Origin of the sequence: Mesorhizobium sp. CU3, from assembly GCF_006442965.1 — a bacterium.
Lineage (GTDB): Bacteria > Pseudomonadota > Alphaproteobacteria > Rhizobiales > Rhizobiaceae > Mesorhizobium.
The window spans coordinates 143,459-167,178 of record NZ_VFWX01000003.1; the positions used below are offsets into that span (position 1 = coordinate 143,459).

Annotated in this window: 17 protein-coding genes and 1 tRNA gene; 9 read left to right on the forward strand and 9 right to left on the reverse strand. The window is 63.6% G+C overall.

Annotation, left to right across the window (positions count from 1 at the left end):
• Positions 1-25: 25 nt before the first annotated feature.
• Positions 26-208 carry a hypothetical protein gene (locus tag FJ988_RS06840; RefSeq protein WP_140815987.1) on the reverse strand — a complete coding sequence of 61 codons (183 nt, stop codon included), beginning with the start codon at positions 206-208 and terminating at the stop codon, positions 26-28.
• On the opposite strand from FJ988_RS06840, the gene FJ988_RS06845 reads away from it, so the two are divergent.
• On the forward strand, positions 207-2,027 hold the full coding sequence (locus tag FJ988_RS06845; protein ID WP_140815988.1) for an extracellular solute-binding protein: 1,821 nt from the start codon (positions 207-209) through the stop codon (positions 2,025-2,027). The two genes, FJ988_RS06840 and FJ988_RS06845, sit on opposite strands and share 2 nt — an antisense overlap.
• 35 nt (positions 2,028-2,062) lie before the next feature.
• Positions 2,063-2,746, forward strand: coding sequence for a DsbA family oxidoreductase (locus FJ988_RS06850; RefSeq protein WP_140815989.1), 684 nt, complete (start codon positions 2,063-2,065; stop codon positions 2,744-2,746).
• 54 nt (positions 2,747-2,800) lie between these two features.
• On the opposite strand, the gene FJ988_RS06855 is transcribed toward FJ988_RS06850, so the two are convergent.
• Positions 2,801-3,235: a hypothetical protein gene (locus FJ988_RS06855; RefSeq protein WP_246688453.1), complete on the reverse strand. Its 435-nt coding sequence runs from the start codon at positions 3,233-3,235 to the stop codon at positions 2,801-2,803.
• A gap of 161 nt (positions 3,236-3,396) precedes the next feature.
• On the opposite strand from FJ988_RS06855, the gene FJ988_RS06860 reads away from it, so the two are divergent.
• The 3 genes from FJ988_RS06860 (at position 3,397) to mgtE (ending at position 7,788) form a co-directional block, all read left to right on the forward strand.
• Positions 3,397-3,891: a DUF6252 family protein gene (locus tag FJ988_RS06860; RefSeq protein ID WP_140815990.1), complete on the forward strand. Its 495-nt coding sequence runs from the start codon at positions 3,397-3,399 to the stop codon at positions 3,889-3,891.
• Between the two features lie 361 nt (positions 3,892-4,252).
• Entirely contained in the window at positions 4,253-6,145 is a 1,893-nt protein-coding gene (locus FJ988_RS06865; RefSeq protein ID WP_181183444.1) for an ABC transporter ATP-binding protein/permease, read from the forward strand.
• 278 nt (positions 6,146-6,423) lie between these two features.
• Positions 6,424-7,788, forward strand: a complete 1,365-nt coding sequence (mgtE, locus tag FJ988_RS06870; protein ID WP_140815992.1) for a magnesium transporter — start codon at positions 6,424-6,426, stop codon at positions 7,786-7,788.
• A 57-nt stretch (positions 7,789-7,845) separates the two neighbouring features.
• Here the strand turns inward: mgtE and gor are convergent, their stop codons facing one another.
• The 3 genes from gor to rpiA all read right to left on the reverse strand — a co-directional run bounded on the left by gor (position 7,846) and on the right by rpiA (position 10,725).
• Positions 7,846-9,234, reverse strand: a complete 1,389-nt coding sequence (gene gor, locus FJ988_RS06875; RefSeq protein ID WP_140815993.1) for a glutathione-disulfide reductase — start codon at positions 9,232-9,234, stop codon at positions 7,846-7,848.
• Positions 9,235-9,407: 173 nt separating this feature from the next.
• Positions 9,408-10,007: a DUF2059 domain-containing protein gene (locus tag FJ988_RS06880; RefSeq protein ID WP_140815994.1), complete on the reverse strand. Its 600-nt coding sequence runs from the start codon at positions 10,005-10,007 to the stop codon at positions 9,408-9,410.
• Positions 9,994-10,725: a ribose-5-phosphate isomerase RpiA gene (rpiA, locus tag FJ988_RS06885; RefSeq protein WP_140815995.1), complete on the reverse strand. Its 732-nt coding sequence runs from the start codon at positions 10,723-10,725 to the stop codon at positions 9,994-9,996. Before rpiA ends, FJ988_RS06880 begins: the two co-directional genes overlap by 14 nt.
• 148 nt (positions 10,726-10,873) lie before the next feature.
• On the opposite strand from rpiA, the gene gph reads away from it, so the two are divergent.
• The 3 genes from gph to FJ988_RS06900 all read left to right on the forward strand — a co-directional run bounded on the left by gph (position 10,874) and on the right by FJ988_RS06900 (position 12,400).
• Positions 10,874-11,554: a phosphoglycolate phosphatase gene (gph, locus tag FJ988_RS06890; RefSeq protein ID WP_140815996.1), complete on the forward strand. Its 681-nt coding sequence runs from the start codon at positions 10,874-10,876 to the stop codon at positions 11,552-11,554.
• A 119-nt stretch (positions 11,555-11,673) separates the two neighbouring features.
• Positions 11,674-11,748 (forward strand) — tRNA-Val (locus tag FJ988_RS06895).
• A 232-nt stretch (positions 11,749-11,980) separates the two neighbouring features.
• Positions 11,981-12,400 (forward strand): VOC family protein, encoded by a 420-nt coding sequence (locus FJ988_RS06900; protein WP_140815997.1) that lies wholly within the window; start codon positions 11,981-11,983, stop codon positions 12,398-12,400.
• Between the two features lie 23 nt (positions 12,401-12,423).
• Here FJ988_RS06900 and FJ988_RS30760 read toward each other — a convergent pair whose 3' ends face one another.
• From FJ988_RS30760 to FJ988_RS06910, 3 genes are all read right to left on the reverse strand, one after another.
• Positions 12,424-12,594, reverse strand: a complete 171-nt coding sequence (locus FJ988_RS30760; RefSeq protein WP_181183445.1) for a hypothetical protein — start codon at positions 12,592-12,594, stop codon at positions 12,424-12,426.
• 138 nt (positions 12,595-12,732) lie between these two features.
• Positions 12,733-14,202: an MBL fold metallo-hydrolase gene (locus FJ988_RS06905; RefSeq protein WP_140815998.1), complete on the reverse strand. Its 1,470-nt coding sequence runs from the start codon at positions 14,200-14,202 to the stop codon at positions 12,733-12,735.
• A 70-nt stretch (positions 14,203-14,272) separates the two neighbouring features.
• Positions 14,273-17,950, reverse strand: coding sequence for a S8 family serine peptidase (locus tag FJ988_RS06910; protein ID WP_140815999.1), 3,678 nt, complete (start codon positions 17,948-17,950; stop codon positions 14,273-14,275).
• A gap of 633 nt (positions 17,951-18,583) precedes the next feature.
• Here FJ988_RS06910 and FJ988_RS06915 point away from each other — a divergent pair.
• Positions 18,584-19,267 carry a Crp/Fnr family transcriptional regulator gene (locus tag FJ988_RS06915; RefSeq protein WP_140816162.1) on the forward strand — a complete coding sequence of 228 codons (684 nt, stop codon included), beginning with the start codon at positions 18,584-18,586 and terminating at the stop codon, positions 19,265-19,267.
• A 67-nt stretch (positions 19,268-19,334) separates the two neighbouring features.
• Here FJ988_RS06915 and FJ988_RS06920 read toward each other — a convergent pair whose 3' ends face one another.
• Complete coding sequence (locus FJ988_RS06920) at positions 19,335-23,645, reverse strand: cytochrome P450 (RefSeq protein ID WP_140816000.1); 4,311 nt, start codon at positions 23,643-23,645, stop codon at positions 19,335-19,337.
• Positions 23,646-23,720: the final 75 nt, after the last annotated feature.

Consider the following 23,720-nt stretch of genomic DNA (forward strand, 5'->3'; position numbering starts at 1 on the left):
CAACAGGATGACTTCGGAGCGCGTGTTACACTGCCAGCCGCGCCGAATCCAGCCCGTTTTCCGCGATTTTCTGGGTGCTTTTCGATGTATCGGCCTGCCTGGAACGGATCATCGCCATTGCACCAGGGGTCAGCCGATTCAATCGGCGGGCGAAATGCTCTAGGGTGCATGGCGAATCACAAAGCCCGCCCGGCAAGGAGACGGTCATGGACCGCGTTCTCGTCCAGCTGATCGCCGCGACCTCATTCTTGGCCCTCTCGCTTCTTCCGGCCCTGTCGGCTCCGAAGCACGGCATCGCCATGCAGGGCGAGCCGACGCTGCCGCCCGACTACCAGCACTTCGACTACGCCAACCCCGCCGCGCCCAAGGGTGGCAATATCACCTATTGCGTCGTCGGCTCCTTCGACAACCTCAACCCCTTCATCCTGAAAAGCCTGCGCACCACGGCGCGCGGCATGATCGACACCGTCTACGGCAATCTGGTCTTCGAGCCGCTGATGCAGCGCAACTATGATGAGCCGTTCAGCCTCTATGGGTTGCTCGCCGACAGCGCCGATATGGACCCGGAGCGCAAGTCGATCGAGTTCCATCTCAATCCCGAGGCAAAATGGTCGGACGGCCAGCCGGTCACGCCCGAAGACGTGCTGTTCACCTACGATGTCTTCGCCGCCAAGGGCCGTCCGCCCTACAGCGATCGCATGAGCATGATCGCCAAGCTGGAGAAGACCGGCGAACACAGCGTGAAATTCACCTTCAACGACAAGGCCAACCGTGAATTCCCGCTGATCGTCGCGCTGACGCCCATCGTCCCGAAACACGCCTTCGACAAGGACACGTTCGACAAGACCACCCTGAAACCCCTGATCGGCAGCGGCCCTTATACCGTGGACAAGGTGCTGCCCGGACAGCGCATCGTCTTCAAGCGCAATCCGGCCTATTGGGGCAAAGATGTCCCGGCGAAGCGCGGCTTCGACAATTTCGATCAGATCACTATCGAGTATTTCCTCAACGCCAACGCCAAGACGGAGGCTTTCAAGAAAGGCATTTGCGCCCTCGATGACGAGAGCGACCCGGTCAAGCGCGAGCGCGACATTGACTTTCCCGCCTTCCGCAAAGGCGATGTGAAGGAGGAATATTTCGACACCGGCATTCCGCCCGTCGTGACCGGCTTTCTGTTCAACACCAGGCTGCCGAAATTCGCCAATCCGGTGGTGCGCCGCGCGCTCGGCATGCTCTACGACTTCGAATGGGCGAACAAGAACCTGTTCGGCGGCAAGTTCAACCGCACCATGAGCTACTGGCAGAATTCCGAGCTTTCCGCGCTCGGCCATCCGGCCGACGAACGGGAGAAGGCGCTGCTTGCCCCCTACCCCGGCCGCGTGCCGCCGGATGTGATGGACGGCACCTGGCGCCCGCCGGTCACCGACGGCTCGGGCCAGGACCGCAAGGTGTTGAAAGCGGCTTTCGATCTGCTCAAGGGGGCAGGCTACCATGTCGAGAACGGCAAGCTGCTCGACCCGGAAGGTAATCCCTTCAGCTTCGAGATCATGACCTCGTCGCAGGATGAAGAGCGGCTGGCCACCATCTACCAGCGCACGCTGGAAAAGATCGGCATCGACGTCAGCATCCGCACACTCGACGGCGACCAGATCCAGTCGCGCAAGCAACGCTACGATTTCGAGGTGCTGATCGGCACCAGCGGCTTCAGCAATTCACTGTCGCCCGGCAGCGAGCAGCTCGGACGCTGGGGATCGGTGGCGGCAAAAACCGAAGGATCGTTCAATCTAGCCGGCGTCGCGGACCCCGCGGTCGACGCCGCGATCGACTCGATGCTGAATGCGCGCACCAAGGAGGATTATGTCGCCGCCGTCCGGGTTCTCGATCGCTTGCTGATCTCCGGCAACTACATCGTGCCGATGCAGTACAACACGCAGCAGTGGTTGGCTTACTGGAGTTACCTGGAACATCCGCAAAAGACCCCCATATTCGGCTACCAACTGCCGACCTGGTGGCGAAAGCCGAACTGAGGCAAGCTCGCGGCCCCGCGACGAAGGAGACGACCATGAGTGCCGAAAGCTCGATCACCGTCGATGTTGTATCAGATGTCGTCTGCCCCTGGTGCTTCATCGGCCAGAAACGGCTGGACACGGCGATCGCCGCTGTCGGCGATATCGACGTGCATGTACGCTGGCGGCCCTTTCAGCTCGATCCGACCATTCCGGCGGGCGGCATGGACCGCCGGCAGTATATGCTCGGCAAGTTCGGCAGCGAGGAGCGCATCCGCCAGATCCACGCCCGCATCGAGCCGCTGGGCGAGGCCGAAGGCATCCATTTCGCCTTCGACGCCATCAAGGTCGCGCCCAACACGCTCAATGCGCATCGCGTCATCCGCTGGGCGGGCGCCGCCGGCGAGGACCTGCAGAACCGGCTTGTGCGCCGCCTGTTCCAGCTGAATTTCGAGCTGGGCGCCGATATCGGCGACCATGCCGTACTCACCGAGGCCGCGCGCGAAGCAGGCATGGATGTCTCTGTGGTCGAGACGCTGTTGCCGACCGATGCCGATGTCGAGGCCGTCCGAAACGAGATCGCCACCGCGTCGCGCATGGGCATCACGGGGGTGCCCTGCTTCCTGCTCGAAGGCAAATACGCCGTGATGGGCGCGCAGGAAGCTGACGCGCTTGCCGACGCCATCCATCAAGTCGCCCAGGCCAAAGCGCGCGGCGAGTTGGAGACCGCCGCAGGCTGAGCATGGATCCCGGACCTTTGGCTTGGGGGATCATGCTCAAACAAACAGCCTGAGCTATTTGGCCGTCGTCTTCGCCTTGCTCAGGAAGAAGCCGTGACCGTTGCTGCCGCTGCAGCTTAGTCCCTTCGTCGACGACTGGCAGGAAAACTGCCCCTTGCTCCAGCTGTTGCCGTATTTAAGTTTGGTGACGTCGCCGCAGCAGCCCTGCTCGCCGGGATTCTTGATCAGGGTTGCGGGGCCTTTCGGACCCAAAATCGCCGTGACATAGCTCGGCTCGACGCGTGAGCAGGAGAGCTCCGGCCCGCCATCCTTCGGCTGGTAGGTACTTGTGCCGCCCTTCGGCGTGTAGATGCAGCCGATGTTGCCCGATGGCGTGTTGAACTCGATCTGGCCTTCCGCGCTGGCGGGGATGGTCTGACTGGCGGCGAATGCCGCCGGCAGCCAGGCGAAGCCGGCGATCGATGCAGCCAGAACCATGCGTACAGACATTTTTTTCCCCCGGAGCAATTGCAGACCCACAGGTTCGACCTCAGTGATAGTCTTGTCAAATCCTGCGCAGCCACGACGAACAAACACGATCAGGTGAATCGCTTGGAGCTGGACTTTACGCTAGAGTAGTAGCGATGGGGCTGATCAACCGGGGGATGCACATGGCCGTCAGACTTCGCGCAGTGCTGCTGTCTTGCGCCGTCGTCTTGGCAATACCGCTATCGTCGCAGCAATTGTCCGCCCAGGAAGCCGTCATGTCGGCCAGTTTCGACGGCAAGCCGTGGACAGCGTCCTTCACTTCGGCGCAGACCATGCAGATGGCCGGCAAGCCGATGTTGAACCTGTCGGGGACCGAGCAAGGTTCGCCGACCATGACCTTCAATTCGATGCTGACGTTGAAGGATGCAAACGACCTGGTCGGCAGCTTTCCGCTCAAATCAGGCAATCCCGCCAACAGCGCCAACTTCAACATTCTCGATTCCGGCGCCATGGTCGGTCATGTCCGCTTCAGTAGCGGCGAGATCGTCATCGACAGCTACGACGCCCCCACCAAGACCATCTCCGGCCATTTCGCCGCGTCCGGAAAAGACGAATCGGGCAAGCCGGAAGAGCTCGCGGACGGTAAGTTTTCGGGCATTCCGGTCAACGCGCAGTAACCGTTTCGACCGTTCGGCAGCTCTTTTTCGTTCACAAAGGCGTGTTTTTTGCTTCCCTAAGGGAAGGCTCGGCCGAGCTGGCGCAATTACCCTCAACCGACTGGAATAAAACGGGAAAACAGCCAGAAGCGAGTCCCATTTCGGGAGGCTTTCTGTTGCCTCGATGCCACGGCGAGTGGGCGCATTCACATCCGGGAGATGAAAATTAACAGAAAATGATCAATTGGTGTTACTATCCGTAACAAAACTAGAAAAAGGTTTGGGCGGGATCGTGAATCGGGTCGGCAGACCACGGCGTACAGTACCGGCAGAACTGACTGGCGAGGCCGCAAAGCCCTCGCCCCTTACGCCGGTGTCGTCGATGCGTAGCTTCTGGGGGCTGATGCGGGCCTACTGGTTCTCGGACCGCTGGAAGGAAGCCTGGACCCTCACCATCGTCATCGCGCTGCTGACGGCGCTTTCCAGCAAGGCCGGCGTCTGGTTTGCGATGGCGTTGGGCGAGTTGGGCAATTCGATCGCTTTCCTCCACGATGCCGCCAACCCCCACCCGCTGCAGACCATCCTGACCAACGCAGGCATATTGGTGCTTCTGGTCGTGCTGAAGGATGCGGGCTTCACTGGCGTGCGCACGCTCGTTTCGACGACGCTGCATCGCAAATGGCGCGGCTGGCTGAACGGCCAGTTCAACAAGGCCCTGCTCGACGGCAATCACACGCATTTCCATGCGCAGCACGGTTCGCCGGCCGGCGGTATCGTCGCACCCGACAATATCGACCAGCGAATCCAGGAATCGATCAAGGACATGACCGGCGGCGCTATCGGCCTCGCCATGGGCGTGCTGAGCGTGGCGACCTCGCTGTATTTCATCGGCGAAAACCTGATCGGATCTTCAGTCGAGGTGAAGGGCCTGGAATTCCTCGGCAGCTACGGCACCGCGGTGCTGGCTTTCGTTGCAGTCGCCACTTACGTGCCCCTGAACACCTGGGTCGCGGTCAAGCTCGGACGCCTGCTGGAGCGACTCAATGTCCGCATGCAGCAGGCCGAAGGCAGCTACCGCAGCGAGCTGACGACATTTCTGCGCCGCAGCTTCCACGTCGCCGCCTCGCATGGCGAGGGCGTGCAGAAGTCGATGCATGACAAGCTTTATGTCGATATCGACAGGACATGGGGGCGGCTCAATGTCGTCAACACCAGCTACACCTCCTTCGAGCTGATCTACAATTTCATCGGCGCCCGTATAGTCGCCTATGGACCGGGCCTTGTGTCGTTCATCCACAACCGCCTGGACTACAAGGGCTACATCACCGGCTCCGAAATGGTCGCCCAGCTCATCAGCCAGTGCTCGTGGTTCATTCATGTCATGCCGGCCATTGCCACGCTCAGGGCCAACAGCCAGCGCGTGACCGAACTCGCCAACGCCATCGAGAACGTCCAGCATCCGCGCGAATTCTACCAGCAGACCGGCCGCTCGGACTTCAGCTACGGCAGCCAGAACCCTGTCTTCGGCCTGACCATCCAGAAGCTGGAGCTGGCGCATCAGGGCGAGGATGCGACGCCTTTCCTCAGTGCCGCGAACCTGCGCTTCCGCCGCGGCGAATGGACATTCCTCAAGGGCGAGTCCGGCTGCGGCAAGACCTCGCTGATCAAGGCGATCAACGCCCTGTGGCCCTATGGCCGCGGCATCATCGTGTTCCCCGAGGGCGTGACGAGCTTCTATGCCGCCCAGGAGGTCAAGCTGCAGCAGGTCTCGCTGAAGCAATTGGTCTGCTTGCCGGGTTCCGAGAACGACCATGGCGATATGCAGGTCGCGGCCGCCCTGCATAAGGCCGGCCTCGGCGACTTCATCGAGCACCTCGCCGATGAAAGCCGCGAAGGCAAGATCTGGGACCAGGTGCTGTCCGGCGGCCAGAAGCAGAAGCTGGTGGTTGCCCGCATCATCCTGCAGCAACCCGGGCTGCTCTTCCTCGACGAAGCGACCGGCGCGCTCGATCCCGAAGGCAAGATCGCCTTCCATCAGGCGATCAAGGACAATTGCCCCGGCGTCACCGTGATCAGTGTGATGCACGAAGCGACGCCGCCGCGCTCGCTCAGCGGCGAGGAGTTCTACCACAGCGTGGTCTCGATCGCCGACGGTGTCGCCACCAAGAAGCCGCTCGCCCCCAGCCTGCCGCGCGAGCTCACGACGATCCTCGCCCAGCCGCCGCGGCCGCCCGAGGACAAGTGGCTCCGCTTCCGCCGGATAAAGCAGAAATAGCAGCCATACCAAACCGTTGCGGTAGTGACGGCCGCGCCATGAGGCGCCGCCGTTCACAGTCTCGCGATTGGCACACGGCTTGTGCGTTTTCCGGCGCCTCCACGATTGACACGCCCAAAAGCGCTCCTATGTTGCGGCCGCTCGCAGAATTCATAACGCGAAACCCGCGAGCAGAAAGGTCAACCCGCCATGCCTGGCGACAGTCACAGTCGAACGCAAACGCCGTCCGCTTGACGTGACCTGAAGGCTCACGTCCTGCCGACGGCAAGGAGTGAGCCATGAACGAATTCGCACCCGTATTGGACGACGAAGCGGTCGCCGTCGCCCGTGTGCTTGCCAACGATCACGTCGCCGACGTGGTTGAGGCGCTCAATCACGAATCCCGCGAGACGGCCATCGAGCTGCTTTGCGTCGTGCCGTTCGAGCGACTGGTCGAGATATTCGACCAGCCGGAGCTCGAAGGCGCGTCCGAACTCACGGAAGCCCTGCCGCGCGCCAAGGCGAGCAAGCTGTTGACCGCCATGTCGGTCGACCGCGCCGCCGATCTCTTGCGCGAGCTCGACGAACCGGCCCGCTCCGGACTGCTCGGCGCGCTCGCGCCGCCGCTGCGCGCCACGCTGCTCTCCATCCTTGGCTATCCCGAAGGCAGCGCCGCCTCGATCATGACGACGGAGTTCGTCAGCGTGCCTTCGGACTGGACCGTCGGCCGCACGCTCGACTACATCCGCAAGGTCGAGCGCACGCGCGAAACCGTCTACGCGATCTATATTGTCGATCCGCAAACGCATCTCCTGCTGCGGGCGACAGGCCTGCGCCGCCTGATCAGGGGCAATGCCGAGGATCCGATCCTGTCGGTGGCGCCGGACCGCGCGCCGGTTACGGTCACCCCGCTCACCGACCGCGAGATCCTGGCGCAGACCATCTCCAAATACGATCTGCTCGCCGTGCCGGTCGTCGATCATGGCAAGCTGCTGGGCATCGTCACCATCGACGACATCATCGACACGATGATCGAGGAGACGACCGAAGACGTGCATCGTTTCGGCGGCATGGAGGCGCTGGACGAGCCCTATATGAAGATGAGCTTCCTCGCCATGATCCAGAAGCGGGCCGGCTGGCTCTGCGCGCTGTTCCTCAGCGAGATGCTGACGGCCAACGCCATGCAGAGCTATGAGAGCGAATTGGAGAAGGCGATCGTGCTGACGCTGTTCATCCCGCTGATCATGAGCTCCGGCGGCAATTCCGGCTCGCAGGCGACTTCGCTCGTCATTCGCGCAATGGCGCTGCGCGAGATCGGCTTGCGCGACTGGTGGCGCGTGGCTCTGCGCGAGCTGCCGACCGGCCTTGTGCTGGGCTCGATCCTCGGCATCGTCGGCGTCTGTCGCATCACGCTCTGGCAGTATTTCGGCTTCTACGATTACGGCCCGCACTGGGGGCATATCGCGGCGACGGTGGGGGCCGCGCTGGTCGGCATCGTCACCTTCGGTTCGCTGTCGGGCTCAATGCTACCCTTCGCGCTGAAACGCGTCGGCTTCGACCCGGCAAGTGCCTCGGCGCCCTTCGTCGCCACGCTGGTCGACGTCACCGGGCTGGTGATCTACTTCTCGGTGGCGCTGGTCATCCTGCGCGGCACACTGTTGTAGATCGCAAGCGCCATCAGCGCCGCTGGCACAATGCCGGCGGCGCCATGATCTGTATCATCAGACGCGCTCGCCGTTCTTCACCCGATAGGTCGGCTTGTACATGGTGACCAGTTCCTCGGCCGCAGTCGGATGGACCGCCATGGTGCGGTCGAAATCGTCCTTGGTGAGCCCGGCCTTGATCGGAATGCCGAGCAGCTGCGCCATCTCGCCGGCGTCCGGCCCCAGTATATGGGCGCCGATCACCTTCCTCGACGCGCTGTCGACCACCAGTTTCATCAGCATCTTCTCGTCGCGGCCGGACAGCGTGTGCCGCATCGGGCGGAACGAAGCGCGGTAGATCTCGATGTCCGCGAAGCGCTTGACCGCCTCGTCTTCCGACAGGCCGACGGTGCCGATCTCCGGTTGCGAGAACACCGCCGTCGGGATGGTGTCGTGATCAGGCTTGGTCGGGTTGCCTTTGAAAGCGGTCTCGACGAAGCACATCGCCTCATGGATCGCCACCGGCGTCAGTTGCACGCGGTTGGTGACGTCGCCGATCGCCCAGATGTTGTCGACATTGGTGCGCGAATAGTCGTCGACCACGATCGCGCCGGTCTTGCCGAGTTCGACGCCGATGCCTTCCAGCCCCATATTCTCGGTGTTGGGGATGCGCCCGATCGCCAGCATCACCTGGTCGACGGTCAGCGTCTGGCCGCCGGAAAGCACCACGTTCAACCGGCCTTCCGGTGTCTTGCGCACCCATTCCGAAACCGAGTGGCACAGGATCCTGATGCCCTTCTTCTCCATTGTTTCGTGCAGCGAGCGGCGCAGGTCCATGTCGAAGCGCGACAGGATCTCCTTGCCGCGATAGACCAGCGTCGTGTCGACGCCCAAGCCATGGAAGATATTGGCGAATTCGACGGCGATATAGCCGCCGCCCTCGATCATGATCGCCTTCGGCAATTCCTTGAGATCGAAGGCCTCGTTGGAAAAGATGCAGTGTTCATGGCCGGCGAGCGCCGGATGTGGAGCCGGCCGGCCGCCGGTGGCGATCAGGATCTGGTCAACGCTGACGGTGCGATCCTCGCCAACCAGATAGATCGAATGCGGATCGACCAGCCTGGCGCGCGAATGGAAGGTCTCGCCGCCCGAGCCCTCGACATTGCGCTTGTAGATCGCCTCGAGCCTAGCGATCTCCTTGTCCTTGTTGGCGACCAGCGTCGGCCAGTCGAAGCTCGCTTCCGGCACCGTCCAGCCGTAGCCCGCGGCATCGGCGAAATGTTCGGGAAACTGCGAGGCGTAGACATAGAGCTTCTTCGGCACGCAGCCGCGGATGACGCAGGTGCCGCCGAACCGATACTCTTCGGCGATGGCGACGCGCTTGCCCATCGCCGCCGCCACCCGGGCCGCCCTCACCCCGCCCGAGCCGCCGCCGATGACGAAAAGATCGTAGTCGTAACCGGCCATGACGGGAGCTCCTGAGCTAGAGCAATTCCAGGAAAAGTGTGAAGCGATTTTTCGTCAGGAATTGCGTCGAAACAAAGCGATATCGAGGCAGAGGTAGGCTGCCGGGCGCCAAAAGAAAAGCCCGGACAAAGCCGGGCTTTCTGGTCCAGGGACCTTGGCAGATTTGAACTCGGTCAGTTCGCGGAATTGTCCGCCGGAGCTGAGCCGTCCGCCGGAGCCGTGTTGTCGGCGGGAGCCGTCGCGTCCGGCGCCGGAGCGGCAGGTGCCGCGGCCTTGGCGGCAGCAGCAAGCGTTTCGCCCACCTGCTGGGCGAGATCGCGGGCGATGCCGTTCTGCCAGATGTCGGCGGCCTTCACGAGCTCACGCGTCACGGTCGGGCCGCTGTCCAGCAGCTTCTTGCCGGAATCCGAACTGTAGAAGGCGGCTATGTCGTTCAGTTCCTTCTCGGAGAACACCTTGGCGTAGGCGAGTGCGGCTTCCTTCTCCAGGTCCGCGCGTCGGGCGGCCATGGCGATCGCCTTCTCGCTGACCGTCTTGTTGATCAGCTCCTGCATGTCCGGGTTCTTCTGGATGAGGTTCGACTCGAGCGCCGCGGCCGCCTGCGGCAAGATGTTGTCGAAGGAGTCCGTTGCGTGGATCGCCACGACGGCAGCCCGCGCGGCCTTCAAATGCGATTCGCTGACGTCCTGCGCGAATACCGGCGAGGACAGCGCGATGACGGCCGACGCCGCCAGGAACATCGAAAGGCGGCGAACTCGCTTATGCAACATCATGGTCGGTAGAACTCCCTGGTTTTCGGGCGGCATGGACGGTTTCGATACCGTCGCCGCCGGCGATGATGGCCGTTGACGCCAGCCCGATGAATAGACCGTGCTCGACAACGCCTGGAATGGCGAAGAGAGCATTCGAAAGCGCTCTTGTATCCGGAATGCGGCCAAAAGATGCATCGAGGATAAAGTGGCCGCCGTCTGTAACAAAAGGCTGGCCTGCCGTCATCCTCAATGTAATCGGGCCGGACAGGCCGAGGCGTGCGGCAGCCGCGGCAATCGCGATCTCGGTGGCGCGCAGGCCGAATTTGTTGACCTCGATCGGCAGCGGAAACCGCCCGAGGGTTTCGACCATCTTGGATTTGTCGGCGATGACGATCATGCGCTGCGAAGCCGCCGCGACGATCTTTTCGCGCAGCAGCGCGCCGCCGCCGCCCTTGATCAGGGTCAGGTCCGGATCGACCTCGTCGGCGCCGTCGATGGTGAGATCGAGTTCGGGCGTCTCCTCCAGCGTCGACAGCCGCACGCCGAGCTCGCGGCAAAGTGCTGCGGTGCGCTCCGAAGTCGGCACGCCGATCACCTCGAGGCCGGTCGCGACCTTCTCGGCCAGCAGCCGCACGAACTCTTCCGCCGTGGTGCCGGTGCCGATGCCGAGCCGCATGCCGCTGACGACATGGGCGAGCGCTGCCCGCGCCGCCTCGACCTTCAACTGCCTTGCATCCATGCGGGGTTCCGATTTCGCCGGTTTCGCGCGCCTCCTAGCATTTTTGCCAGCGCCGTCAAAGGCTCAGCTGTGGACCGATCGAGCCTTCTTGCTTGAAGCCGATGCAGCCTGTATCGGCAGCAGTAATTCAACGGCATCAGGATTGACCATGACCCGCCCGATCATCGTGTTCGACCTCGACGGGACTCTGGTCGATACCGCGCCCGATCTGCTCGACAGTCTGAACCACAGCCTGGCGGCGAGCGAGCTGGCGGCCGTCGACGAGGCCGGCTTCCGCCGCTTTGTAGGCCATGGCGGCCGCGTCATGATCGAGCGCGCGCATGCCGCGCAGAACAAGGCGCTGGCGACGCAGGAGCACGACCGGCTCCTGAAACTCTTCCTCGACCATTACACGCTCAACATACCCGGCAAGTCGCGCCCCTACCCCGGCGTGATTGCGGCGCTCGACCGTTTTCGAGCCGCCGGCTATTTGATGGCGGTCTGCACCAACAAATACGAGGCCAATTCCGTGGCGCTGATCGGCGCGCTCGGCCTGGAAAACTATTTTGCCGCGATCTGCGGCCAGGACACGTTTGCCTTCCGCAAACCCGACCCGCGCCACCTCACCGAGACGATCCGGCTGGCCGGCGGCGACCCGGAAAACGCTTTGATGGTCGGCGATTCGCAAACCGACATCGATACCGCCAAGGCGGCAGGCATTCCCGTGGTCGCGGTCGATTTCGGCTACACCGATCGCCATGTGCGCGAATTCGAGCCGACGCTAGTGATCTCGCATTTCGACACGCTGACGCCGGCCCTGGCGCAGAAGCTGATCGCGGCCGCGTGGTAAGGCTTCTTGGCAGTCTGCCGACCGGAGAAACCATCCCGAAAGATCGCCGGCACATTGCCTTGACTTAGCGCACCCGCCTCCCTTATATCGCGGCTCGCTTCGGCCTTCGGGCCCAAGGCGGGCGATTAGCTCAGCGGGAGAGCACACCCTTCACACGGGTGGGGTCGCAGGTTCAATCCCTGCATCGCCCACCATCTAACCTCTCGAAATGGTTAGATGATTTAGCTCAATCGCATGCTCTCAAAAGACCGCTGGTGCGTTAGCCGGCCAGGCCGCCCGCATAGCTGAAGTGCTACTGAGCTCATCATCTGTGCCGCGCTGGCGATCCAAAAAAGTTGATGTGCCGTGTCGGCTTCGCCGTCGGTCAACCGTCTTCAAGCAGACGTCACTCGCTGGACCGCACCTCGACAACGAAAGGATTGACCGATGAGCAAGAAGATTTTTGTGAGCCTGCCAGTTACTGACGTAAAGGCGTCCATGGCTTTCTATGAATCTCTCGGCTTCCGGAACAATCCCCGGTTTACCAGCGAGACGGCTGCCGGGATGATATGGAGTGAAGAAATCAACTTCATGCTCCTCAGCCGGGAAAAATGGCAAGCGATGACCACCCGCCCCATCCCACCGTCAACCTCCAGCGAGGTGATGCTGGCACTGTCCCTGGATAGCCGCGAAGCCGTCGACGCCATGGCCGCCGCAGCCGCCGCGAACGGTGGCACGGCCGACATCAATCCAGTCGAAGACCATGGGTTTATGTACACCCGAGACCTTGCCGACCCCGATGGTCATGCCGTGGGCGCGATGTGGCTGGACGTTTCCGCAATGCCTGCGGGCGACGAGGCGGACTGACCGGGCTTATTTGATAGCGACGCTCAGATCAGCCCCCGTCTCACATTCATCCGCGTCACCGCCGTCACCAACACGGCACCGGTCATGAAATAGAGAGTGGCGATGATGTGTCCCTGGTGGAAATGCAGCCCGGCGAACAGCAGGGCCGTGACCACGGCGAGGAAGGCGATGATGCGCGAGAATTCGTCGGGCATGGGGCGACCTTGTAGACGTAAGATGCGTTGAGCGGCCGCCCTCAATTCAGCCGACCGCTGCATAGAGCGGTTTTGGATTTTTCGCAATCGGGCTCGATGCGGACGCCGGATAGCGCGATCCTTGCCCTGCAAAGACGTCTAAGCCAGATCCACCTCTACCCACAGCCCGCCCGGACCGCGCGCGGCGGCACGCGGCGCGCTGCGCACGGCCTGGATCGAGCCAGACGGCGCGGCGAATGTAGGCTTACCGTTCTTGTCGGCCAGCCATGGATCATCAGCCCGGATGACGCGGCCTTTGGTCTTCGTTTCGAGCGCGGTCAGGATGCCGTCATAGGGCATTGCGCCCCAGTGCACCTTCACCGCGTCGAGCTTGTTGGTGGGGATGAAGGCCGACAGGTCCGAGCTGGTCAGCAGATCGAAGCCCTGTTTTTCCGGCGTGGCGTTCTGGCTGCCGTGATGCGCGACCTTGAGATAGACGGTGCGCGCCAACAGGTCGGCGGTGGCGACGGTTCCCTGCCCCATTGGCCATTTCAGGTCTTTCCAGCTGAGCCAGTTGCCGATCTGGGCGTCGCCGGGAAACAGGAATACCCGGCCTGAGTCGATGAATTCGAACGCGAGCACCAGGCTGGTGTTGTTGACGCCGCGGTCGAGCTGCATGGCGAGATCGGCGGCGATGCCCATCCAGTCGGCGTCGATGCGACGCCAGGACTGGTCGCGGTTCTCCATCGGGGCTGCGCCCGACACCGGCCCGGAATAGTGCCGGCGCACATAGGCGCCGATATCGATGGTCGGGTCGCTGCCTGCGTCGCCGTTGAGCGCTGCAGATAGCGGCGTGCCGACATAGCGGTCGAACGGGCTGAGCTCGTCGATGTAGGTCGGATCGTCAGCGGCGTTCATCTTGAGCCCGCTCGCTAGCGCCTTTGCGAGGGGGCCGCCGCCGGCCAGCGGGAACATTTCGCTGGCTTTGTCCTCCAGCCGCAGCGCCGCCCTGTCGCGCGGCGGCCCGAACACATAGATGCGCAGATTGGGCAGGCCGTCGACCGACAGCGGCCCGGCGCCCGGCTCGAAATAGGTCGGCGACGGTTTTTGCGACAGTTTGGCGGCCGCGTCACGGGCCGAACGCACGCGTTCGCCGACGGCGCCGAACTGGAAGCCGAGCAGAGCCTGCAGGCCATCCCGGATCCCCGCCATGTAGGGGTTGAGCCCTTGCATGCCGTCGAGCTTCTGGCCGGCGCTTTGCAATGCCGCCAGCGCCTGGCCCTTGAATTTGTCGAGCTCGCCCGCCTCCGGGTCGGCGCCGTTTTCGGTCCAGGCCATCCAGACATCGCCGATCGAGAAACCCGAAAACAGGTCCTTCGCGGTCAGGAACCCAGAGACATGGTCCCAGTGCTCATGGGTGACGACAAGCACGTCGATCTTGCCGCCAGTCTCTTGTCTGAGATCGGCGACGATATCGTTGATCAGCGCCGGTCCGCCGGTGATCGAGACATGGACGCCGCAGTCGATCAGCATGCGAAACAGCGAGCCGTCCGGCTTGGCGAATGTGAGCAGATGGCAATCGCCGATGCCCTGGCAATAGTGCCGTACCGTCAATGCCGACCGAGACATTGGCGGCTGGGCCGCAGACGCGCTCCGCGGCCTCCTGGCCGTCGCTGGCTTCCTGGCTGCCGCTGGCTTGCTAGACATGGTCGTCGTCTCCCTCGCTGGCATGCAGCATGGCAAAGGGCTCCGATACTTCCGCGCCGAAATAGAGCGCCCTCAGCGGCGACAAATAGTTTTCGGCGGCCGTCTGCGCCTGCCGTTTCTGGCGGTCGGCGCTGCCGGTATTCTTGATGATCGCGTAGCGGATCTCCTCGAATCCTTCGCGCGGATCGATGATGATCGTCGCGCCGCCGCGGAACCAGAAGAAGTCGTCGCCGGCGTTTACGCCCTGCGGCATCGGCGTGCCGTCCATTGCGACGGGGATGCGCTGCTGGATGACGGCGACGACCTCGACGCGGAACGAGCCGTCCGGCTCGACGCGCCGCGTCGGGCGCACGCTGTAGACATCGAAGGTCGTCTCGCCCGCCTTGGCCGCATGCATGACCGTGCCGTCCTCCTTGTAGCGCGGCAGGTCGGGCAGCAGGCCGAACTGCTTGTAGAGGTTCGGATCGACGGCGAAGACCCGGTGCATCGCCCGCCACAGCGCGTAACGGTTCTTGTCGTTGAGCGCGAAGATCTCGGCGCGCTTCAGCTTCTGGTTCCAGCCGAGATCGATCTTGCTCATCAGCCCCTTCAGCCAGGGCGGCGACGGGTCGTCCGGCGCGCTCCAGGCCAGCGTCTCTTCCGAGATGGTGCGCACGTCGCGCGGCAACAGCTTCCATTTGCGGAAGGATTCCAGGAAAGCCAGGCGATAATGCAGCGGATCGTCGGGGTAGGCATCGCGGTCGGCGGTGATCAGCGCGCGCAGATATTCGCCGAAGGTAATGTCGATGGCCGGGCAATAATCGAGCGCACGGATGCACATGGTCAGCATCTGCCTGGCGGTCTTTGCGACCTCTTCGGTCAGGCGCTCGACCAGACTCGGATGCAGGGTTCCCGCCGGCAGGATGCCGGTGCCGCCGGTGGCGAGCTGGATCAGGTCGTCGGTGCGGCGGTCGGCGATCGCCAGAAAGGCCTGGTAGACGGCGAAGACCAGGATCGAGCCGCGGTCATGCGCCTCGAAAGTCTTGTCATAGTCGAGATCGGCCATGCCGGCGCCGCCATATTCGCGCAGCGGCCCGGCCCGCCCGCTGCCTTCGCCGAACTGCTTGGCTATGCCTGAAAGCAGCGAAGCGGCCGACAGTTCGCCCCTTGCCCTGCCGATCTCGAAGCTCACCAGTTCCTTCAGCGTAAAATGCTGGAACAGGGCGACGATATCGGCAAAGGCCTCGTGGAAGGCCGGCACATCGGGATTGGACGCATCCTGGAAACGGCGGTGCAGCCCGTCGAGCAGCGCATGCGACATCTCATGCGCGACGATGTCGCTGGACAGGCAGGAAAACACCGTCGTGCCTGGAGTGGTAACGTCGCCCTCGCTGCCGCTCGCCGGAAAATAGCCGAACAGCAGCGCCTTCTTCTCCGGACTGTAATAGGCGTTTTCGGCGCGCAGCGCGTGCGGATAGATGCGCAGGCGCGGCACGTAATGCGCCTTCACCGTCATGTCGCCGGTGCGGCCGGGAGCCTCGGCATAATGCGGCGCCCACAGCGCGCGCCGGCCGAGCGCCCGCTCGAAATGACCGATCGTGGTCATGGCGACCGCATAGACCATCTGCTGGTGGAATTTCGGATTGCCTTCCGAAGGTGGCAGGCCGTCCTGCGCCAACAGCCTCTTGTCGTTGAGGTCGACCGGGTCATAGACGCGGTCGGACGCCGGGTCGACATCGACCACTTCGAGATATTCGCCGATCGGGCCGGGCAGCAGCGGCTTGTCGGTTGCCGGCTCGTCGTCCCACGGCACCGAAAGCGTCGCCTGGTAGACCGAGACCGAATCCAGCCGCTTGGCGACCGAGGGGTCGAGCGCATAGATGCGCAGCCGCCGCTGCGGCGGCGGCTGCGGCCGCGGCTTGCGCTTGATCGGCGGTGAAGGCGTGAGGACTGGCACAGGCGCTGCGGCCTCGGCGCCGAGCCGTCCCAGCAGATTTTCCAGATAGGCCTTGAGCGGCTTTGAGGGATTGCCCGCGTCGAGCGCCGCTTCGAGGAAGCGGTTGCGGGCGGCCGAAGAGACCGTACCGGCATCGCCATCCGGGTCGGCGATCGTCTGCCCAACCGTCGCGCTGGTCTGCGCCATCTGCATCAGCTCCAGCGCGAGCATCCATTGCTTCCGAAGCACCGGCGGCGACTGCACGGCGAGGGAGTTTCCGCCGGTCAGAAGATCGAGCCAGCTCCAGGTGTAGATTGCGGGCGCCGTTTTCTGCAGCTGGTTCTCCGCCGGCGGCGCAATCGCAAGCGCATCGTCTGCGCGGACCACGCCCTGGCCGATCTTCTCCAGCGTCTCGGCGGCATTCATCTTCGGCGTCGTCTTCTGCGCCGCCTTGAACAGTGCAAATCGCACGGCCTCGATACGCATCCAGGGCTGTGAATAGTTCTTCACGGTGTCCCAATGCTGCGCCAGCCAGAGCGCCGCCGCCGCCGCGACCTGCGGCGTTGCCGCCGACGTGCCGCTGCCGTCCATGTCGACCACTTTCGGGCAGTCGATCTCGGCCCAGGGCACGTTCGGCGTATAGGCGCCAAGCGCGGTCTTCATCTTCGAGACCGGCCCGTAATTGCCCTGCATGGTGCCAAAGGAAAGTCCGGCATAGGCGCGCCCGTCGCGCATCACGCCGCAGGCTGCCAAGACGCGGTTGTAGCGCGCGGGATAGACGATGCTGCTTGGCGTGATGGTGAAGTTGTTGCCGGCGGCGGTGACCATGACCAGACCGTTGTCATAGGCAAGGTTGACGGCATCGACGAGAGCCTGCGAGGGAAGCCCTCCCATGCTCATCGACAGCACCTGCGCGCCCTGCTGGCGGGCATAGTCGATGCCTTGCACCATGGTGCCGGTGGTCAGCCGCACCACCCAGTCGGCGATGCGCACCGGCAGGATTTTTGCCAGCGGCGCGCCACCGACGAAATCGGTGAAGCCGGGCCAGTGCGGCGAGCTGCCGTCGAGCTTGTTGCCGGCCAGCAGGCTGAGTGTGCCGGTGCCGTGGCCGCGATTGCTGGTCAGCGTGCCGGCCGGGGCATGGTCGGTCGCGTTGTTCGGGCCCGTGCCGTCATTGACGAAATTGCGTTGCTTCGCCGTGAGAAGCCCGCCCGGCAAGGTGCGGTGTCCGGGATCGAAACCCGTGTCGAGATGCGCAATCGTGATGTTGGCCTGCTTGGCGCCGACCTTGGCACGTGCTGTGGCGAACTGGCTGAAGGCCGCGGCCGCATTCCAGGCGACCTTGCCCGGTACCGTCGCCTGCCCGCCGCTCGGATCCTGATCGTCGAAAGTGCAGGCTGGCGCTGCACTTAGCGCCATACCGCGGTCGCCGCTGCCGTCCTTGTAGTCCCAGGATTGCTGGATATCGGGTTCGACCGCAAGCACTTCGGCGCCGCTGGCCAGCAGGCCCGGATTCCCGGTTACCAACTCATACGCATGGTCCCAGGGATTGCCCGAGTCGGAAGCCGGCGCGGCCAGCCGCAGCCAGGTGGCGCCGCGATCCGCTGCAGCGGCCGGATTTGTGCCGGCAGCGCCCGGCGGCAGGGAAAGGATCGGCTCGGCGTCGATCCCGCCGATCCGGGGCGAACCGCCTTGCGCCGCAAGGCCGGCGCCGTCGCCGCGAACTTTTATCAGGAGTCCCTTCGCAGCCACCATGAGCAATGTCCTCCCCGTGGAACCATGGCGGACTGTAAGCACCAGTCAAGCCAGGTCCCGGCCATGCTTCGATCGATCTATTTGCCAGCTAGGAAATCGCGCCGAATAGCTTCCGACATAAGCTTCATAAATCTCGAAAATAACAATCGCGCCAGCTGGCCTGAGCATCTGTGAGTACCTTCACATACGCCTGGACGGATTCGCGCGCAGATATTGCGACGGCAGCATAAAGCCCCTGCCTGATTACAGGCTCGAAGGCCGCTACCGGACTGGAATGACTATGGTTTTGGAAGGGGTTTCGATCACCTAGCCATTTTCAGATTTGCTGTCTGCGCGCATGGGCACCTCCCTCCCACGCGCGCGGACGGCGTTTCAAGAGCATGATTGCCGAAAAGTGAAGCGACTTTCGGGTGACATCGTGCTCTATCTGTTGACTTAGGATCGGCCCGTAACCGCCAGTGCGCCCGGTCTCCTGCAATTTGCCGGCTAAACTAATTCGGCATGACAGCAGTGGCATGAAATCTCCGCCATTTGCCTGTCGCGTCCGGATTAGCCAACACGGAAGGAGACGACGCTATGATAGAGCACGCACTTATCCTACAGTTTCCGCCTAACGAGAGGCGGAATCGTATCATGTCACCAATCGGCGCGGACGACGCGAACCTGCCGCGCCTGGCGCGCATCGATCCGCGCCAGTTCGATACCCTGTTCGCGGGCTGCAAGGTCGAACGCTACGCCGCCGGCCAGCATCTGTTCGTTCAGGAGGATGCCTCGGACCGCATTTATGGCGTGATGAACGGAACCGTCGAGATCTCGATCTATTCGCCGGGCGGACAGAAGCTGGTGGCCAATATCGAGCTGTCGCGCAGCCTTGTCGGCGAGATCGGCGCACTGGACGGACGTCCCCGGACGGCGACCGCTATATGCCTCACCGCCTGCGAGCTTGTCTCGCTCAGCCGGACACAGCTCTTTGACCGCATTGAGAAAAATCCTTCGCTGGCGCGCGCCATGATCGAACTCCTGTGCGCCCGGCTGCGCTGGGTGAGCGGCGAACTCGGCGATCAAGCCTTCTTCGGCATCGAGGCCCGCCTGGCCAAGCGCCTGGTGTTCCTGAGCGGCGTCATGGCCGATTCCGCCGGTTGGATTCCGATCTCGCAATCGGAACTCGGCGAGTTCCTCGGCGCCACGCGCGAATCTGTCAATAAGACGCTCAACGAATGGCGCAACCGGCAGATGATCGCCATCAAGCGCGGCGGACTGCGCATCACCAATGCCGCGGCGCTCACCCACATCGCCGAATCGCAGGACGACGACTGAGCAAAAGCGTGCGGTTCCTCGTTCCTCTGAAACAACGAGAACCGCGCCCAAAGCGTACTCGATCCGGTCAGAGCCGCGAAATCAGATAGCGCAGCGACGAACGGCTCGGCATGAAGAAATAGCCGCCGCCCTTGGTCGTGACGAACTTCGGCATGTCCTGGAGCACCGTCACCTTTTCCCATGACGGGATCGAGAACCGGCCGCCGCCGTCGCGCGCGCCGATAGTCGGATCCTTCTCGCCGACAAGTCCCTGGAACGAGTTCGACGAGACCCACGTCTGCTGGATGAACTCGTATTGCCGCTCTATATCCGCGTTGAGGCACATGAACAGCAGCCCCTTCTCGGTCTTGCCGCCTTTCTCCTTCTTCTCATAGGTGCGGCCGACGCGCAGGATACGGTGGCGCTTGCCGATCATGATCTGGGTTTCGCGGTCCTCGCCGAGCGAATCGCGTGGATTGGAGCGGCGTATATGCGAGCCGAGCGGACAGGCGTGGCCTTGCGGATCCTCCGCGCCGAGCGCGAAATCATTGTCGATGCTGCGGCCGGGGCGTCCATTCGGATTGCGCACCAGCGAGCTGCCGTCCTGCCAGCGGCCGAGCATCTTTGCCGCGATCCAGCGCTGGTCGATAGCGGTATCCCCGGTATCGGCGGCCGCCTGTGCCGCCGCGTTGCGGCAATAGCCGTCGAACAGTTCGACATGTTGCTCGAACTGGCGCATGACGAGGAAGGTGCCGTTGCGGCCGAAATCGCGCGGCGGCGGCGGCTGGCCCGGAACCTGCCGGTTGCGCCGCACCTGCGACAGGATGCCGGTGCGGTCCTGCGCCGCCTCGACCGAGGGTGACGCCGGGTAGAAACCATGCTCGTCGCGATAGCCGAACAGGAATTCGCCCGGCGCGACCAGATGCATCGGCGCGGCACCCCGATTGGCGCGCGCCGTGCCGCGAACAATCGGTTGCGAGACGCCGTCGACGAAGCCGAAATGCTCATAGGCACGCTGGCGCTGCGGCTTGCCGCCTTGAGAGGCGCCGTCGCCGCTTTTCTCGACCGCCTGAGCTGCCGCGCCGTCTCCGTTCGGGGTGCGTTTGACGACCAGCGGCAATTCGGCGACCTGGGACATTCCAGCGCCCGTCGTCTGCCGCTTCACTGCCGCGACCTCGGCCTTCAGCATGGCCGGCGTCTCGGCATAGCAGACGATGACCGCGTCGACCCGTCTGTCGGGCGAGCCCCACTGCCAGTTCAATGAGGCGTCGGCGCCGGTATCGTCGAGGATGCGGCCGCGCTCCGGCGCGCCCATGCCTTGGCGGAAGGCGACCGGAAATGTGTCGAGCGGATTGTCGTCGACGCCGCCTTGCAGCCCGAGCCGGTTGAGGCCGGTGGGACCGAAGGCCACGGTCATGGCGCGGCCGGCCGGCACGCCGTCGCCGAAGCTCGTCTTGCCGATGACGAAGTCCAGCCATGCCTTGCGCTTGGTGGACGGCAGGCCTTCCGGCACCTGGAGCGCCAACATATGCGCATGGCCGAGCGCGCCGAACGGCCCGAAGAAGATCGACTGGATCTCTCCGGATTCCAGCTCTTCGAGCGGCGTGGATACCGGCTCGACCGGACCGGCTGCATCCGCCGGCCGCGCTTGCGGGCGCGGCAGCGAACCGAACAGGCTCAGCCAGTCGCGCGCCTCGTTACCTGTAGCGGACGCAATGCCGCGCCTGATCCTCGAATTGATGCGGATGCGCACGGTGTTGAGGTGTGGATAGGCACTGTACCAGAACAGCGTCGGCACCTGCTGGCGCCGCGCCCAGCGCTTGAAGCGGTCGCCGTCGCGCGCGCCGTCGAGGAACAGCCAGCGCGTGCGCGGATAGCCCATGGTGTTGCTCCACACGCCGGTCAGGCCTTCGGACGCCTTGGCGATGAAATCCTCCAGATAGCTTTCCCAGCTGCCGCCATAGTTGGAGAAGAACACCAGCCTGTCGGTGCCGGGCAACAGCACCCAGCGGGCGAAATGAATGGTGTTGATGGTGGCGAGAAAGCCTGGCCGGAACACTTTCTGCGCCGCGATCGAGATAACGTAGAACGAAAACCTGAGCGCCAGCCGCCGCAAGATACCCACCTTCATCGTCGAGATCGCAGTCAGGTGATTTTGAGCGGCGAGGTCCTCATGGGCGAGGATCTTCTCCAGCGCTTTTACGCCGATCGAGGTGTTTTGCGGTTGGTCCTTGTCATCGAGGCGCTGCAACGCCCACAGGCCCAAAAGTGCCAGCAGCGCCACCAGGACCAGCAACCCGGCAAATGCCAGCACCAGCGAGGTTATGGCGACGGCAATGCCGGTAAGCGAGATATTGCTGAAGTCGACGGGCCTGCCAAACACCAGGTGATAGGTCATGTACCAGGACGCCACCAGAATGACCGCCACCGTCACGAAAACCGGCGGCACCAGCAGCGTCGTCATCAGCGCGCGCCCAAAACTGCCGGGCGGCTTTTCCAGCAGGCTTTCCGCGGGCTCGAACGCCCAGCCGAACTGGCCGAGGCAGCGGACATGCTTTCGCGCCTCAGCAAGCACATCGGGCGCGTTGCCGTTGCCGGTGCGCGGCTTCTCGGCGATCTCGCGCACGCTGTCTGCAAGCCTGGCTTCCGCCAGGATGCGGCGCACCGAATGCCCGGGCGTGCCGGCGAAAACCAGCCCCGAGGTGCTGCCGAAGGAAGGCGATATCTCGATATTGTGCTTTTTCAGGAAGCCCTCAAGCGCGCCGCCTTCGGGCAGGTCGCAGACATCGCTGAAGATCGGCCGCAGCCGGTGGCCGATGGCCCGCGCTACGGCTGAAATGACATCTTCGGCGGTACCGTCGCCGGATATTTCGAACACCAGCGCGCCGGTCTCCTCGCCCGATTTCTCATCCGTGCCGGTGGCGGCGACGGCTAGGCTGGTGAAATGAATGGTGCCAACCTGGTCGAGCGCCTCGCGGATCTCGCCCGCGGTGGGATTGCCGAGCACTGCGACCCTCTTACGAACGTCGTCCAGCGGCACGGTGCGCGTGATCGGGCAGACCACCGTCACCATCGATTGGTCGACTGTACTGCACAGCGGCGACCGCTCGAAATCGACCTTGAGGCTTGCCGGATAGGCGCCGACACTGGCCATCTTGCCGGCCCTGCCCGGCGCGCGGGCCAGCTTCGGCTTGCTGAACAGGGCGCGAATGCATTCGCCGATCTGGATACGCGCGATCTCGGCGCCGATGCACAGATGGATGCCGTAGCCGAACACCATATAGTCGCGCTGCGGGCGCGAGGTGTCGAACTCGTCCGCTCGCTGCACGATCTCGGGATCGAACATGGCCGAGAGCGTCGCCGGCATCACCACGGTTCCGGCCTTCACCAGCCGCTCGCGGCGCGTGCCCTTGCCGATGACCGCGTCGCGCGCGGTGTAGCGCCACGGCCCGATCCAGATCGGCTTGAAGCGCATCGCCTCCAGGATCGCGCGGTCGAGCTTTTCGGTATCGTTGGCTGCAATCGCCGCGTCAACCGCCTGCCTTGCATCGGCGCGCGAAAGGACAACATCCAGGCAATTGCTGCCGGCAAGCACGTTGGTCGGCACGAAGCCGGCGACCATGCCGAGCATGATGGAATGGATATCGGGCAGCGACAGCCGTCCCTGATCCATGAAGGCGACAAGACGTGCCAGAGGCCGGTCGTCCCCGCCTTGCTTCTCCCTGATCGCAGCGATCGAGCGGTCGATGACCTTGATCAGCCGGTCGCCGCCGACAACCGCAAGCTGGCGCGTGGTCGGGTTCGCCGTCGGATCCGAAAAGAACAGCGCGCTGAGCGCGATCGACCAGTCCGCGAACTCGCTTTCGTCGTCGATCTCGAGGCCGAAATAGTCACGGCAGATCCGCACCGGCACGATCTTCATCAACCCGGCGATGGCATCGAAACCGGGGCTGGCGCGGGTCATTAGATCGCGCGAATGGCGCTCGGCGATCGGCCTGACGGCGGCTTCGACTTCCGCCGGCGGAAAGGCGCTCAGCACCGCCGATTTCATCTGCCGGTAGGCGGCGCCGTCCTGCATGCCGAGGATGAAATTCGAGCCGCGCGCCAACTCGGCCATCTCGGGTCCGTAGGGCGTCTCGAACTCGTCGCCGCGCTCGAGGATGTCGCGCACGTCGGCGCCCTTGGTGACGAGCAGGAAATTGCCGAAGCCGACATTCGGCTTGAAACGGCGCAAAAGCGTCAGCAGCCAGCGCGGGTCGCCGAGAAGATAGCCGGCGATACGCGCGGCAAAGCCCTTGGAGCCGCCGAGCCGGTTGAGGTCGAAGGGTGGCATGTCGACCACCGGACGCTGGGCTTTCTGGGCTGCCCGAACAGCATCGAAATACTTCAACTTGATCATGCGCGTTCTAGCCCCCCGGCTGTCCACGTCGATTATAGTGCCGGATTGTCTGGCCTATGTTTGCATCGCTCCGGC